Source organism: Streptomyces albidicamelliae (assembly GCF_025642175.1).
GTDB classification, from domain to species: domain Bacteria; phylum Actinomycetota; class Actinomycetes; order Streptomycetales; family Streptomycetaceae; genus Streptomyces; species Streptomyces albidocamelliae.
The window spans coordinates 7,302,942-7,315,378 of record NZ_CP106795.1 but is presented as its reverse complement, the minus strand read 5'-3'; the positions used below and the strand labels follow the sequence as shown (position 1 = coordinate 7,315,378).

Sequence of the window (12,437 nt, the reverse complement as noted above, 5' to 3'; positions counted from 1 at the left end):
CGGCCGCGTCCGGATCAGTCCTGGTCCCGCGCACCGGGTTCGTCCTCGTGGTGGGACGGCATCCAGTGGTGTTCGGTGAACCAGCGGCCGAACAGGGCGCCGCCGTAGATGACGAAGCCGACGCCGATGAGCCAGGACTCCACGACGAGCACCGTGCCGACGGCGCCGTAGCTGAGGGCGTTGGTGACGATGAGCGGCGTGAAGACGAGGTAGGAGAAGGCCCGCAGGCCCGCCAGCCCGATGACGGTGGCGAACGCGCCCGGCAGCAGAGCCCGCCAGCGGACCTGGCCGCCGAGCAGGAAGCGCTGTCCCCACCAGAAGAAGAGCACGCCGCTCACCGCGGACAGGGCGATCCGCTGGCCGCCGTGCAGCGTCGTCTTCGTCGCCACCTCCTGGTACAGGTACACGGTCAGCACCACCAGCCAGGTCGCCTGCCGCCACACCCGGTGCCAGGGGCCGGCGGCCAGCCCCCAGATCCGTTCGTAGGCGTTCTGCACACTGCCCCCGAAGGCCACGCCGAAGACGGCGAGCAGCACACCGCTCAGGACGCTGGTGGCGCCGATGACGTTGCGCGGCGGGCTGATGACGTCGGTGATCACGTGCGCGGACCGTCCGGACAGCCCCATCCCGTCGGTCAGCCAGGACGCGAAGCCGCCCCGCCCCAGGGGGTCGGCCGCGGCGACCACGATCAGCAGCGGTGCGAGGGTCACCAGGGCCAGGGTGGCGAATCCCATGGCCCGGTGCATGAGTTCCAGCTCGCGGCCGTGGTCGAACAGGGTGCCGACACGCAGCCACTCCCACGCGCGGTGCAGGCCGCGCCGCCACCGGTTCACGGCTCCTCCCGTGCTCGCCGCCCACACGCTCTTCTGTGCCGATTCATCCACCCTGGCGCGTACCGGGCAACTCGCCGGGGAGCCGGGGGCACGGCGCCATGGTGCGCGGCCCCGGCCGCCGGATCCGGCGACACGTCAGGCACGTCCGCCGTTTGCGCGCCGCGTCACCGGAGAATCGGGTCCCGTGCGTACTCCTGCCGAAGTGCCCGGCACGGACCGGCACATGCCGGGCCGCGGGCGGCGAACACTCATCGTGACCGCGAGCATGGGGGCCGGGCACGACACCGTCGCCGCGGAACTCGCGCGCCGCGCCACGGCGTCCGGGCACGAGCCGCACGTGGTCGACCTGCTGGAGCTGCTGCCGTACGGCGTCGGCACGGGGCTGCGCCGCTGCTACCGGGCCTCGGTACGGCACTTCCCCTGGGCGTACGCCGGCGTCTACGGCGCGTTCCTGCGCACCGGCACCGGTCCGCGCCCCAGCGGGGTGCCACTGGCCCGGCTCGCCGCCGGCCGGCTGACCGCCCTGGTGGACCGGCTCGACATCGACTTGGTGGTGTCCGTCTTCCATCTGGCCGCACAGCTGACCGGCCATCTCCGGCAGCGGGGCGGGCTGCGGGTGCCGAGCGCGGTGTTCCTGATCGACTTCGCCGTGCACCGGCAGTGGCTGCATCCCGGCAACGACCGGTACCTGTGCCTGACGGACCGGGCGGCGAGCGAGGTGCGCCGGGCGCTGGGCACGCCCGTGGTGACGACCGGGCCGGTGGTGTCGCCCGCGTTCCTCACCCCGGCCCCCGGGGCGGCGCGGTGGCGGGAACGCTTCACCGGGCTCGCGCCGGGCCGGCCCGCCGTCCTGCTGTCCGCGGGTGCCTGGGGAGCGGCGTCCCGCCCGGTCGGCACCGCCCGGCTCCTCGCGGGGGCCGGCTATCTTCCCGTGGTGCTGTGCGGCCGCAACGAAAGGCTGCTCGCCCGACTGGACGGGGTGCCCTCGGTGCTCGCCCTGGACTGGGTCGAGGACATGCCCGGACTGCTGGCCGCGTGTCACGCCCTGGTGGACAACGCCGCCGGCCAGACCGCCGTGCAGGCCCTGGCCTCGTCTCTGCCCGTGGTGGGGCACCGGCCGCTGCCCGGCCACGGGGCGGAGGGGGTGCGGCGGATGGCGGAGCTGGGGCTGTCGGAGTACGCCGGCGACGGGCGCGCGCTGCTGACGGCGCTCGGCCGGCTCCCGGCGGGCGGCCGGGAACGCGCGGAACGCGCGGCCCGGGGCCACGCGCTGTTCCGCCACGATCCGATGGAGTACGTGGCCGGCTTGTGAGACCGCCGGTCGCACGACGGCCCCTACCGCACCGTGCGTGATCCACGGCTCCCGCCGCCCTCCTACTGCCGCCGGGCCGGTGCCGGGCGCGGCGGGACGTGGCCGACGAGCGGACCGCCCACCGTGAGGCCCGCACCCGCACCCCGCCGCGCGGCGGCCGGCGGAACCGAGCGCGACGGGCGTGGCACGGCGCGACCCGGCACCGCACGCGATCCCCGGCCCTCACCCCTCCCCGGCCGGCGACACCGCGCCCGGCCGCGCCGGTCCCGCGGGGTGGAGGTGGTCGGCGAGGAGGCCCACCGTGAGGCCCGCACCCGCACCCCGCCGCGCGGCGGCCGGCGGAACCGAGCGCGACGGGCGTGGCACGGCGCGACCCGGCACCGCACGCGATCCCCCGGCCCTCACCCCTCCCCGGCCGGCAACACCGCGCCCGGCCGCGCCGGTCCCGCGGGGTGGAGGTGGTCGGCGAGGAGGCCCACCGTGAGGCCCGCACCCGCACCCCGCCGCGCGGCGGCCGGCGGAACCGAGCGCGACGGGCGTGGCACGGCGCGACCCGGCACCGCACGCGATCCCCGGCCCTCACCCCTCCCCGGCCGGCGACACCGCGCCCGGCCGCGCCGGTCCCGCGGGGTGGAGGTGGTCGGCGAGGAGGCCCACCGTGAGGCCCGCACCCGCACCCCGCCGCGCGGCGGCCGGCGGAACCGAGCGCGACGGGCGTGGCACGGCGCGACCCGGCACCGCACGCGATCCCCCGGCCCTCACCCCTCGCCGGCCGGCAACACCGCGCCCGGCCGCGCCGGTCCCGCGGGGTGGAGGTGGTCGGCGAGGGGGCCCACCGTGAGGCCCGCGTCCTGGCAGCGCCGGACGATGGCGGGCAGGGCGCCGAGGGCGGAGTGCCAGCAGCCGGGTGCCGAGTGCCGGTCCGTGTCGTGCAGCAGGACGGTGCCGCCGCCGCGCAGGTCCGCCGCGACCCGGGCCCGTACGGACGCCGCCGTGGCGTCGGACGTCCAGTCCTCGCCCCAGGCGGACCACAGCACGGTCCGCAGTCCGGCCCGCCGGGCGGCCGCCCAGCGGCCCGAGGTGAGGATGCCGTACGGGGGGCGGTACCACTGCGGCCGGCGGCCGGTGACGTCCCGCACCGCCCGCACGGTCCGGGCGATCTCCGCCGAGTCCCGGGCGGGCGCGGGGCGCCAGGGGCGGTCGTGGGTCCAGCCGTGCACGGCGAGCTCGTGGCCGCGCGCCACCGTCTCCCGGGCCAGGCCCGGGTCGCGCACCAGCCGCTCGCCGAGCACGAAGAACGTCGCCCGCGTCCCGAGGTCGTCCAGCGCGTCGAGGAAGCGCGGTGTCGACTCCGGGTCGGGGCCGTCGTCGAAGGTCAGCGCCACGTGGTCGGGGCGGCCGGTCCCGCTCAGCCCGGGGCAGAACCGCAGCCGTAGGCCGGGGAGCCAGGTGGCCGCCGGACCGATGTGCGCGGCGGCGACGCCCACCGGCAGCAGGGCCGCCGCCGTCCGCCACGCGCGGCCGGACACGAGGGACATCGGACTGCCTCCTTGAGTGGGTGCGGACGACGGCGGACGGCCTCGGCCGGTGTCAGGGCCTGCGGGGTGCCGGCGCCCGCCGCCCGTTCCGGTCGGGCGGCCGGTCCGGTACGGAGGTGTCCCAGTCCTGTCCCGCGGACTGCGCGTGGGCCAGGCCGATGCTGCCCGCCCCGATCAGGACGACGCCGATCACCTCGGGGATCACCCGCAGCCCCAGGTGGATCGTCTCGTCGAACAGGACCCAGCCGAGGACGACGCTGGTCAGCGCGTCGCCGAGGGTGAGGGCGGGCTGGGACGCCGTCAGCGATCCGGCGCTCAGCGCGCTCTGCAACAGCAGGAAGGCGACTAGTCCGGCCCCGGCGGTGGCGTACAGCGACCAGTGCGTGAACATGGCCTCCGGCCCGATGGCGAGCCGCCCCACCGCCTCCTTCATCAGCGCCGCCGTGGTGGCGAAGGACACCGCGGAGGCGAGACCGAGGAGCGCCGCGCGGGCCGCGCCCCGGACCGGGCGGGAGACGGCGACCAGCACGACGACCGCCCCGAGCGCCCCGCAGCCGCCCAGCAGCCAGGCCTCCGGCGGCGCGGTCGGCCGGCCGGGTGACGGCGCCGCCGCGAGGAGGAACAGGGCGAGCCCGACGGCGAGGGCGGCGAACGCCAGCCAGGTGCGGCCGTCCGGCCGCCGCCGGAAGACGACACTGCCCACGGCCAGCGTGAACAGCAGCTCGGCGGCGAGCAGCGGCTGGACGAGGGACAGGCTGCCCGTGGCCAGCGCCCCGGCCTGGAGCAGGCTGGACAGCGCCAGCAGTCCCGCGCCGGCCAGCCAGGACGGGCGCCGCAGCAGTTGCAGGAGCCGGCGTCCGGCGGCCCCCGCACCGGTGCCCTCGTCGGGCTGCTCCACGGCGGCCCGGCGCTGGAGCACCGACGCGGACGCGTTGGACAGTGCCGCGAGCAGGGCGAGCACCACCGTGACGGCGATCATGTCCGCTCACCCGAAGCGCGCGGCGAGCCGCCGGTAGAGACCGGGTGCGGCCCCCCGTACCAGGGCGGGCACGCGCAGCCAGCCGGGGACGTACACCTCGTCCTTGTCGCGCCGGACGGCGGTCCACACCGCGTCCGCCACGCGCGCGGGCGGCACCGGTCTGGGCCAGGGCCGCGTGTACGGGGTGCCCCGCCGGTCGAAGAAGGGGGTGTCGACCACACCGGGGACGACGTGGCTGACGCGGACGCCGGTGCCGCGCAGTTCGTACCGCAAGGCGTCGGCGAAGGCGGCCAGGGCCGCCTTGGCCGCGGAGTAGACGGCTTCGCCGCGCACGCCGACGCTGCCGGCGAGGGACCCGACGAGCACGACGCGTCCGGATCCGGCCGCGACCATGTGGGGCAGCACGGTGCGCACCAGGTGCAGGTTGGCCAGCAGGTCGACGCCGACGACCTCGTCGATGCGCGCCGCGGGCATGGCGGTGAAGTCCCCGGCCCAGCCGACCCCGGCGCCGGCGACGAGCAGGTCCAGCTCCCCCAGGTGGTCCAGGGCCAGCTCGGTGAGCCGGCGGCCGGCGCCGGGCCGGGTCAGGTCAGCGGGCAGGGCCACGGCACCGGCCAGGGCGGCCACCTGCTCCAAACGGGTGACGTCCCGCCCGTTCAGCACCATCCGCCAGCCCCCTCGGCGGCGAGCCGGCGGACCACGGCCGCGCCGATGCCGGAGGAGGCGCCCGTCACCAGAGCCGTGCCGCCCCGGCCGGTCCGCTGCCCGGCGTGGGCGGCGGAACCCGTCCGCGGAGCGGAGGTCACGACCGGCCCGGCACGGTTCGAGGGGCCTGCGGGGGACGGTGCGTGGGACATGGTGACGACCTCATTGCGACGGTGTGCACGGGCTCGCGGACTCCGGGGCCGAACCCTCGCGGTGTATCCAGGGCGCCACAGACTGAAACACCGCGCACGGCGGAGCCGCCGGCTCCCGTCCCGCGCGCGTCCCCGGTCGCCGGGCGGGGCCACGGGAGCGAGCATGAAGGCGAGGGAGGATTGGGGGCCGGTCCCCCGCCCGTTCACCGGGACCCTGGCGGGAGAGGCGGATGACGGACACCGACGTACTCGTCGCGGGGGCGGGCCCGGTCGGTCTGTCCGCCGCCCTGGAACTGCGCCGGCGGGGCGTCGGCTGCCGGCTGGTGGACCGGCTGCCCGCCCGGCTGCCGTACGCCAAGGCGGTCGGTGTCCAGCCGAGGACGTTCGAACTGTGGGAGCGGATGGGCGTGGCCCGCGCCGCGCTCGACGCCGCCCTGCCCATGCGCGGCCAGCTGGTCTACGTGAACGGTGTGCAGCAGGCGCGCGTCGAGCTGGGCCTGCCGCCGGAGGTGCCGTACGGCTTCGCGTGCCTGCCGCAGTACGAGACCGAGCGCATCCTGGAGGAGCGGCTGGCGTGCTTCGGCGGGCGCATCGAACGCGGGACGGAACTGGTCTCCTTCACCCAGGACGCGGACGGCGTCACCAGCTTTCTGCGCACGGCCAACGGCGAGGGGCTGGAGATCCGCTCCCGCTTCGTCGTCGGGTGCGACGGCGCGCACAGCGTCGTGCGCAAGACGCTGGGGCTCTCCTTCGAGGGCGGTGCGCTGCCCGAGGAGTACATGCTCGCGGACGTCGAGCTGGACTGGGACCTGGCGCCCGGCTACGGCGTGCGGGCCATGCACGTTCCCCCCGGCGGCGAGGTGGACGACCTGCTGGTGTGCATCCCGCTGCCGGGCCGGTGCCGCTACCGGTTGTCCATGCGGGTCCCGCCGGAGCTGTCGCTGGGAGGCCGGGCGCGGGGGCAGGACGCGGTGGCGCACGGTCCGGAGTCGGGGCGGGCGCCGGGTCTGCACCACATCCAGGAGGTCGTCGACCGGCTGTCGCCCCGTCCGGCCACGGCCTCGGCGATGCGCTGGTCGTCGGTGTTCCGCGTCAGCCACCGCCTGGTGGACCGGTACGGCGAGGGACGGGTCTTCGTCGCCGGCGACGCGGCGCACATCCATCCGCCGACCGGCGCGCAGGGCATGAACACGGGGATCCAGGACGCCTGCAACCTCGCCTGGAAGCTGGCCCTCGCGGTGGCGGGCGACGCCGAGCCCAAGCTGCTGGAGAGCTACGACGCCGAACGGCGGCCGATCGGCGAGGAGGTGGTGGGCCGCACGCTCAGGCACGCGACCCGGCAGGGCGTGCACAGTGATCCCGGCGATCCGGTGACGCTCATATTGCGCGAGGCGCAGCTGCTGATCACCTACCAGGACAGCCCGGTCGTGGAGCCGGGTCCCGCGGCCGGGCGCGGCCCGGCCGCGGGTGACCGCGCACCCGACTGCGGGGGCCTGCGCGATCCGATCGCGGCCTTCCCCCTCCGCCTGCACGAGGTGCTCGGGGCGCACGACCACGTGCTGTTGCTCTACGCCGACTCCGCGGGCGGGACGCCGGACTGCACAGCGCTGGCGGACGAAGCACGCCGTCTGTCGCACGGGCGGGTGGCCGTGTACTGCGTGCTGCCGGACGGGGTCGAACCGGGCTTCCTGGCGGTGCCGGTGCTGCGGGACGGCCGGGGCGAGTTCCGCGACCGGTACGCGGTCGGCGGGAGCACCGCCTTCCTGGTGCGCCCGGACGGCCATCTGGGCGCCCGCGTCTCACCGGCCGGTCCCGGCTCCCTGTCGTCGGCACTGGCGAAGGTGTTCGCGAGTTGACCCGTCCCCGCGGCCGCCGGGGTGATCGCCGGGTCCGCCGGGGGCACCCCGGTCGGCGGACGGGTCAGTCCAGGCCCGGCACGGGCGCCCCGGAGGGCACACCGGCGTCGACGTAGCCGTCGTAGAACTCCTTCCAGGTCGCGCTCGCCCCGGTGTGCGGGCCGTCGGCGTCCGCACCGCGCGCCGCGGCGTCCAGGGCGGTCAGGCACACCTCCCAGCCGGCGGCGTTGCGGGCGGCGGTGTCCGCGGCGCCGAGGACGTCGGTGAGGGTGAGGCGGGTGCGCCCGTCGTCCGGGGCCGCCAGGTCGAAGTGGAGTTCGTCGCCGCCCCAGGCGAAGGACAGGTGGCGGGGCGGGTCGACGGCGAGGACGCGGCCGGTGGACTCGGGCATGTTCGGGTCGCCGGTGAAGCGGACGGCGCCGCCGGGGCGCAGGTCCAGCTCGGCGCGGGAGGGGAACCACCGGGACAGTTCGGCGGGTTCGGTGACGAACCGCCAGACACGCTCCACGGGTTGGTCGTAGGAACGGCCGAAGCGGACGGCGGGGCGGCCGTCGTCCAGGGTCAGGTGGACGCCGGTGAGTTCGACGGACATGCGCTCGGGTCCTTCGGGTCGGGGCGGGGTGTGTCGTCCGGCGTCTCGCCGGGGCGGCGGCCCGGGGCGGGCGCCCCAGCGAAACGTTGCCGTTTCGTTCGGACTGGTCTAGGCTCCATGTGTACGAAACGGTTTCGTTTACGCGCCGTTCTTTCTCTTGCGTATCCGCACCCGGACGACTTCCCTGGAGTGGTTCCCCCATGTCCCAGAAGACCCTGGCCGAGTCCTCCCGAGCGGGGGCACCGGCGACCGAGCGGGGCGAGGCCTCGCCCCGGCGGTGGTGGATCCTCGCGGTCATCGCCATCGCGCAGCTGATGGTGGTCCTCGACGCCACGATCGTGAACATCGCCCTGCCGTCCGCCCAGAGCGACCTGGGCTTCTCCGACGGCAGCCGCCAGTGGATCGTCACCGCCTACGCGCTGGCGTTCGCCTCCCTGCTGCTGCTCGGCGGCCGGATCGCCGACCTGTTCGGGCGCAAGCCGGCCTTCCTCGTCGGGGTCGTCGGCTTCGCCCTGGCCTCCGCGCTCGGCGGTGCCGCGAACGGCTTCACCATGCTGGTCGTGGCCCGCGCCCTGCAGGGCGCCTTCGGCGCGCTCCTCGCGCCGGCCGCGCTGTCCCTGCTCAACACCACCTTCACCGACGCCCGCGAACGCGCCCGCGCGTTCAGCGTGTACGGCGCGATCGCCGGCGCCGGCGGTGCCGTCGGCCTGCTGCTCGGCGGTGTGCTGACCGACGCGCTCGACTGGCGCTGGACCCTGTACGTGAACGTGGCCATCGCGGTCGTCGCCTTCGCGGGCGGCTGGATCCTGCTGGGCAACCACCGCGACGCGGCGGGCGCCAAGCTCGACGTGCCGGGCACCGTCCTGGTCGCCTCCGGCCTGTTCTCCCTGGTCTACGGCTTCTCCAACGCCGAGTCCCACGACTGGGGCTCTCCGCTGACGTGGGGCTTCCTGATCGCGGGCGGCCTGCTGCTGACCGCCTTCGCCTGGTGGCAGACCCGGGCGGCGCACCCGCTGCTGCCGCTGCGCATCCTGCTGGACCGCGACCGCGCGGCCTCCTTCCTGGCCGTGCTGATCACCGGTGCGGGCATGTTCGGCGTGTTCCTCTTCCTGACCTACTACCTCCAGCTCAACCTGGGCTTCAGCCCCACGAAGACCGGTGTGGCGTTCCTGCCGATGGTCGGCGCGCTGATGGTGGCCGCGCAGCTCGGCACCACCGTCCTGGTGCCGCGTCTCGGCCCGAAGGCGGTCATTCCGCTGGGCTTCGCGATCGCCACGGCCGGCATGGCCTGGCTGACCGGCATCGGCGTCGGCTCGCACTACGTGAGCGCCGTGCTGCCGCAGCTGGTCGTGATCGGTGCCGGCCTCGGCCTGGTCATGCCGCCGGCCATGCAGCTGGCCACCGGCGGGGTGGCGGCCGAGGACGCGGGTGTGGCCTCCGCGACCGTCAACGCCATGCAGCAGGTCGGCGGTTCCATCGGCACGGCCCTGCTGAACACCCTCGCCGCGAGCGCCGCCACCGACTACCTCGCCGGGCGGGACGCCACGAGCGAGCTGGTGCGGGCCCGGGCGACCATCGAGAGCTACACCACCGCGTTCTGGTGGTCCGCGGTCCTCTTCGGCGCGGGCGCCGTGATCGCCTTCCTGCTCTACCGGCGCGGCGTGCCGAAGCAGGACGCGAACGCGGCACCGGTCGTCCACATGTGACACCGCCCACCCGCACCCCCGAGGGGCCGCCGTCTTCAGGGAGACGGCGGCCCCTCGCCCTGTCCGTGAGGGGCGACACGGGGGCCGGCGCCGGCTCGCATCGGAGGCGGACCGCTCCGGGCGACGGCACCCCTGGCACCCCTGCACCCCTGGCACCCCGGCGGCCAACGCCACGACTCCGCCAGCAGGTCCGCGCAGCCCGGCAGAAGACCTGCGCCGTGGCCCAGCCGAACCTGTCCCGCAGCCTCAAGGAAAGCCGACGCCACCGTGGGGCGGTTCACCCCCGGCGGGGCAGGCGTGCGTGCATGGCCGCAGGGCGTTCCACCGCGGGACGGACCCCCGGGGCCCCGATGGCCGTGGCGCAGCCCCCGCGGGACGCTTGAGGCGGCGGGTGCGGGTAACTCGCGGTGGATCACGACCGTACCGATTCGAGGAGGCGCCATGCCCGGCGGGAACGACCACGAGGAGCGGCCCGAGACGGCCCTGGAGGAAGTGCTCCGGGAGGTCGAGGAGGCCGAGAAGCGGGACGAGGAAGGCTCCCGGTCGGGCGAGGCCGGGGACGCCACCAGCCCGAACACCGGCGCGCAGGAGCAGGCCGAGGGGGACTGACGCGGGCGCTGGCGGTGCGACCACTCCCGGCCGCGCTCCTCCTCCAGGCAGTCGGGGCCGGGCCCGGGGCCCAGGTGCCAGTACGTCCGGGCCCGGCCGGGGATCGTGCAGCCGATGTCCGCGAGGGCGCCCTGGACCTCGCTGATCACGTGGCGGGCGCCGTCCCCGTTGCCGGTGACGACCACGCCCGCGACCCGGTTGCAGGCCACCGGGCGGCCGCCGTCGTCGGTCTCGGACAGCATCGCGTCCATGCGCTCCAGCACCCGCTGGGCCACGGAGGACGGGCGCCCCGGCCAGGTCGACGACCCGTACGACGTCGACGTCGAGGCCGTCCTTCGCCAGATGCCCGGTGACGACCCGGGTCAGCGCGTCGGTGTTCGAGGGCTCCGGTGATTTCTTCAGCGCGCAATCGATCACTAGTGCTTTCCCGCGGCCCGGGTACCCGGGCCGCATGAACCACCACCTGCGAGGACCTCAGCTGCCCCCGTCCAGAGGACCGCTGTCCGCCGCGGTCACCGGGTATCTCGGTGGCACCGGCCCCCTCCCCCGCCCGGCGGCCGCCGAGGACGCGGACCCGTACGGCGACGACCTCCAGCTCGCCCTCTACCTCTGCTACGAGCTGCACTACCGCGGCTTCGCCGGCGTCGGCCCGGACCGCGAATGGGACCCGGAGCTGCTGCGGGTCCGCGGCGCGCTGGAGCGGCGCTTCCTGTCCGCGCTGCGCGCCGACACCCCGGTGCACGACAGCCTCGACGACGCGCTCGGCGCGCTCCTGGTCGAACCCGTCGAGGGCGCGGGCGTCAGCCACTTCCTGCGCGACGAGGGCGAGCTGTGGCACCTGCGCGAGTACGCGGCCATGCGTTCGCTCTACCACCTGAAGGAGGCCGACCCGCACGCCTGGGTGCTGCCGCGGCTGTGGGGCAGGGCGAAGGCGGCGATGGCGGCGGTGGAGTTCGACGAGTTCGGGGGCGGACGGGCCGAGCGGGTCCACGCCCGCCTGTTCGCCGACCTGATGACGGACCTGGACCTGGACCCGGCCTACGGGCGCTACCTGGACGCGGCGCCGGCCCCGATGCTGGCCGTCGTCAACCTGATGTCCCTGTTCGGGCTCCACCGCGAGCTGCGCGGCGCTCTGGTGGGGCACTTCGCCGAGGTGGAGATCACCTCCTCACCGGGGTCCCGCCGGCTCGCCGAGGCGATGCGCCGCACCGGCGCCGGCCCCGCCGCGGAGTTCTTCTACGACGAGCACGTGGAGGCGGACGCGGTGCACGAGCAGGTGGTGCGCCACGACGTGATCGGCGGACTGCTGGAGGAGGAGCCCGAGCTGGCGGGCGACATCGCCTTCGGGATCGACGCGACCGAGTACCTCGAGGACCGGCTGGCCCGGCGGCTGCTGTCCGACTGGCGCGCGGGACGCTCGTCGCTGCGGACGGCCTTCAGCGGCGAAATGGCTCATACGTCCTGAATGTCGGGGTACCCGCGCGAGGTGATCGCATTGTTGCTTCCGGGCGTGTACGCCCCACAGGACGATACGGAGCTGCTGGCCGAGGCCCTCCGCGAGGAGAGTCCGCCGCCCGGCGCCCGGGTGCTGGACGTGGGCACCGGCAGCGGGGCGCTGGCGCTGGAGGCCGCCCGCCGGGGCGCCGAGGTGACCGCCGTGGACGTCTCCCGGCGCGCGGTGTGGACGGCGCGGCTCAACGCCTGGCTGCGGCGGCTGCCGGTACGCATCCACCGCGGCAATCTCTTCGGCCCCGTCGGGGACCGCACCTACGACGTCATTCTCGCGAACCCGCCCTATGTGCCGGCGCCCGACGCCGGGCGCGGCCCGCGCGGCCGCTCCCGGGCGTGGGACGCGGGCCGGGACGGACGGCTGGTGCTGGACCGGATATGCCGGGACGCCCCCGCGCTGCTGCGCGTCGGAGGCGTCCTGCTGATCGTGCACTCGGCGCTGAGCGACCCGGAGCTCACCGTGGAGCAGTTGCGGGCGGCGGGCCTCAAGGCCGCGGTGGTCCGGCGCCGCTGGATCGCGTTCGGCCCGGTGCTGCGCTCCCGGGAGGAGTGGCTGCGCCGGAGCGGGCGGCTCGGGGCGTCCGACGACAGGGAGGAACTGGTGGTCATCCGTGCCGAACGAGTCCGCTGACGACCGCGCCCGCCG

At 75.8% G+C, this 12,437-nt stretch carries 10 protein-coding genes and 2 pseudogenes; 6 read left to right on the top strand and 6 right to left on the bottom strand.

Annotated elements, in window-relative coordinates:
• Nucleotides 1-14: 14 nt before the first annotated feature.
• The gene (locus N8I86_RS33180; RefSeq protein WP_073890954.1) at nucleotides 15-833 is read right to left on the bottom strand and encodes a ribonuclease BN; all 819 of its coding nucleotides are present in this window, start codon (nucleotides 831-833) and stop codon (nucleotides 15-17) included.
• Between the two features lie 223 nt (nucleotides 834-1,056).
• Between N8I86_RS33180 and N8I86_RS33175 the strand changes: the two genes are divergently transcribed.
• Nucleotides 1,057-2,145: an MGDG synthase family glycosyltransferase gene (locus tag N8I86_RS33175; RefSeq protein ID WP_450169254.1), complete on the top strand. Its 1,089-nt coding sequence runs from the start codon at nucleotides 1,057-1,059 to the stop codon at nucleotides 2,143-2,145.
• Nucleotides 2,146-2,903: 758 nt separating this feature from the next.
• On the opposite strand, the gene N8I86_RS33170 is transcribed toward N8I86_RS33175, so the two are convergent.
• From N8I86_RS33170 to N8I86_RS33160, 3 genes and pseudogenes are all read right to left on the bottom strand, one after another.
• Nucleotides 2,904-3,683, bottom strand: coding sequence for a polysaccharide deacetylase family protein (locus N8I86_RS33170; protein WP_263279452.1), 780 nt, complete (start codon nucleotides 3,681-3,683; stop codon nucleotides 2,904-2,906).
• Nucleotides 3,684-3,735: 52 nt separating this feature from the next.
• The gene (locus N8I86_RS33165) at nucleotides 3,736-4,662 is read right to left on the bottom strand and encodes a DMT family transporter (RefSeq protein WP_263279451.1); all 927 of its coding nucleotides are present in this window, start codon (nucleotides 4,660-4,662) and stop codon (nucleotides 3,736-3,738) included.
• 6 nt (nucleotides 4,663-4,668) lie between these two features.
• A pseudogene (locus tag N8I86_RS33160) lies at nucleotides 4,669-5,519 on the bottom strand (SDR family NAD(P)-dependent oxidoreductase).
• Between the two features lie 230 nt (nucleotides 5,520-5,749).
• Between N8I86_RS33160 and N8I86_RS33155 the strand changes: the two are divergent.
• Nucleotides 5,750-7,375 carry an FAD-dependent monooxygenase gene (locus N8I86_RS33155; protein ID WP_263279450.1) on the top strand — a complete coding sequence of 542 codons (1,626 nt, stop codon included), beginning with the start codon at nucleotides 5,750-5,752 and terminating at the stop codon, nucleotides 7,373-7,375.
• 64 nt (nucleotides 7,376-7,439) lie between these two features.
• Here N8I86_RS33155 and N8I86_RS33150 read toward each other — a convergent pair whose 3' ends face one another.
• The gene (locus tag N8I86_RS33150; protein ID WP_073890963.1) at nucleotides 7,440-7,967 is read right to left on the bottom strand and encodes an SRPBCC family protein; all 528 of its coding nucleotides are present in this window, start codon (nucleotides 7,965-7,967) and stop codon (nucleotides 7,440-7,442) included.
• Between the two features lie 200 nt (nucleotides 7,968-8,167).
• Between N8I86_RS33150 and N8I86_RS33145 the strand changes: the two genes are divergently transcribed.
• On the top strand, nucleotides 8,168-9,673 hold the full coding sequence (locus tag N8I86_RS33145) for an MFS transporter (protein ID WP_263279449.1): 1,506 nt from the start codon (nucleotides 8,168-8,170) through the stop codon (nucleotides 9,671-9,673).
• Between the two features lie 441 nt (nucleotides 9,674-10,114).
• The gene (locus N8I86_RS33140) at nucleotides 10,115-10,282 is read left to right on the top strand and encodes a hypothetical protein (protein ID WP_263279448.1); all 168 of its coding nucleotides are present in this window, start codon (nucleotides 10,115-10,117) and stop codon (nucleotides 10,280-10,282) included.
• 11 nt (nucleotides 10,283-10,293) lie between these two features.
• Here N8I86_RS33140 and N8I86_RS33135 read toward each other — a convergent pair.
• A pseudogene (locus N8I86_RS33135) lies at nucleotides 10,294-10,735 on the bottom strand (flavodoxin family protein); the annotation flags it as partial.
• Here N8I86_RS33135 and N8I86_RS33130 point away from each other — a divergent pair.
• Entirely contained in the window at nucleotides 10,734-11,747 is a 1,014-nt protein-coding gene (locus N8I86_RS33130) for an iron-containing redox enzyme family protein (protein WP_263279447.1), read from the top strand. The pseudogene N8I86_RS33135 and the gene N8I86_RS33130 overlap by 2 nt on opposite strands.
• Complete coding sequence (locus tag N8I86_RS33125; RefSeq protein WP_123440587.1) at nucleotides 11,748-12,422, top strand: HemK2/MTQ2 family protein methyltransferase; 675 nt, start codon at nucleotides 11,748-11,750, stop codon at nucleotides 12,420-12,422. It begins immediately after the preceding gene.
• Nucleotides 12,423-12,437 lie beyond the last annotated feature (15 nt).

Coding starts and splice junctions, on each gene's coding strand:
- N8I86_RS33175 (WP_450169254.1), top strand. CDS start 1,057: ATGCCGGGCCGCGGGCGGCGAACACTCATCGTGACCGCGAGCATGGGG.
- N8I86_RS33170 (WP_263279452.1), bottom strand. CDS start 3,683: ATGTCCCTCGTGTCCGGCCGCGCGTGGCGGACGGCGGCGGCCCTGCTG.
- N8I86_RS33165 (WP_263279451.1), bottom strand. CDS start 4,662: ATGATCGCCGTCACGGTGGTGCTCGCCCTGCTCGCGGCACTGTCCAAC.
- N8I86_RS33155 (WP_263279450.1), top strand. CDS start 5,750: ATGACGGACACCGACGTACTCGTCGCGGGGGCGGGCCCGGTCGGTCTG.
- N8I86_RS33150 (WP_073890963.1), bottom strand. CDS start 7,967: ATGTCCGTCGAACTCACCGGCGTCCACCTGACCCTGGACGACGGCCGC.
- N8I86_RS33145 (WP_263279449.1), top strand. CDS start 8,168: ATGTCCCAGAAGACCCTGGCCGAGTCCTCCCGAGCGGGGGCACCGGCG.
- N8I86_RS33140 (WP_263279448.1), top strand. CDS start 10,115: ATGCCCGGCGGGAACGACCACGAGGAGCGGCCCGAGACGGCCCTGGAG.
- N8I86_RS33130 (WP_263279447.1), top strand. CDS start 10,734: ATGAACCACCACCTGCGAGGACCTCAGCTGCCCCCGTCCAGAGGACCG.
- N8I86_RS33125 (WP_123440587.1), top strand. CDS start 11,748: ATGTCGGGGTACCCGCGCGAGGTGATCGCATTGTTGCTTCCGGGCGTG.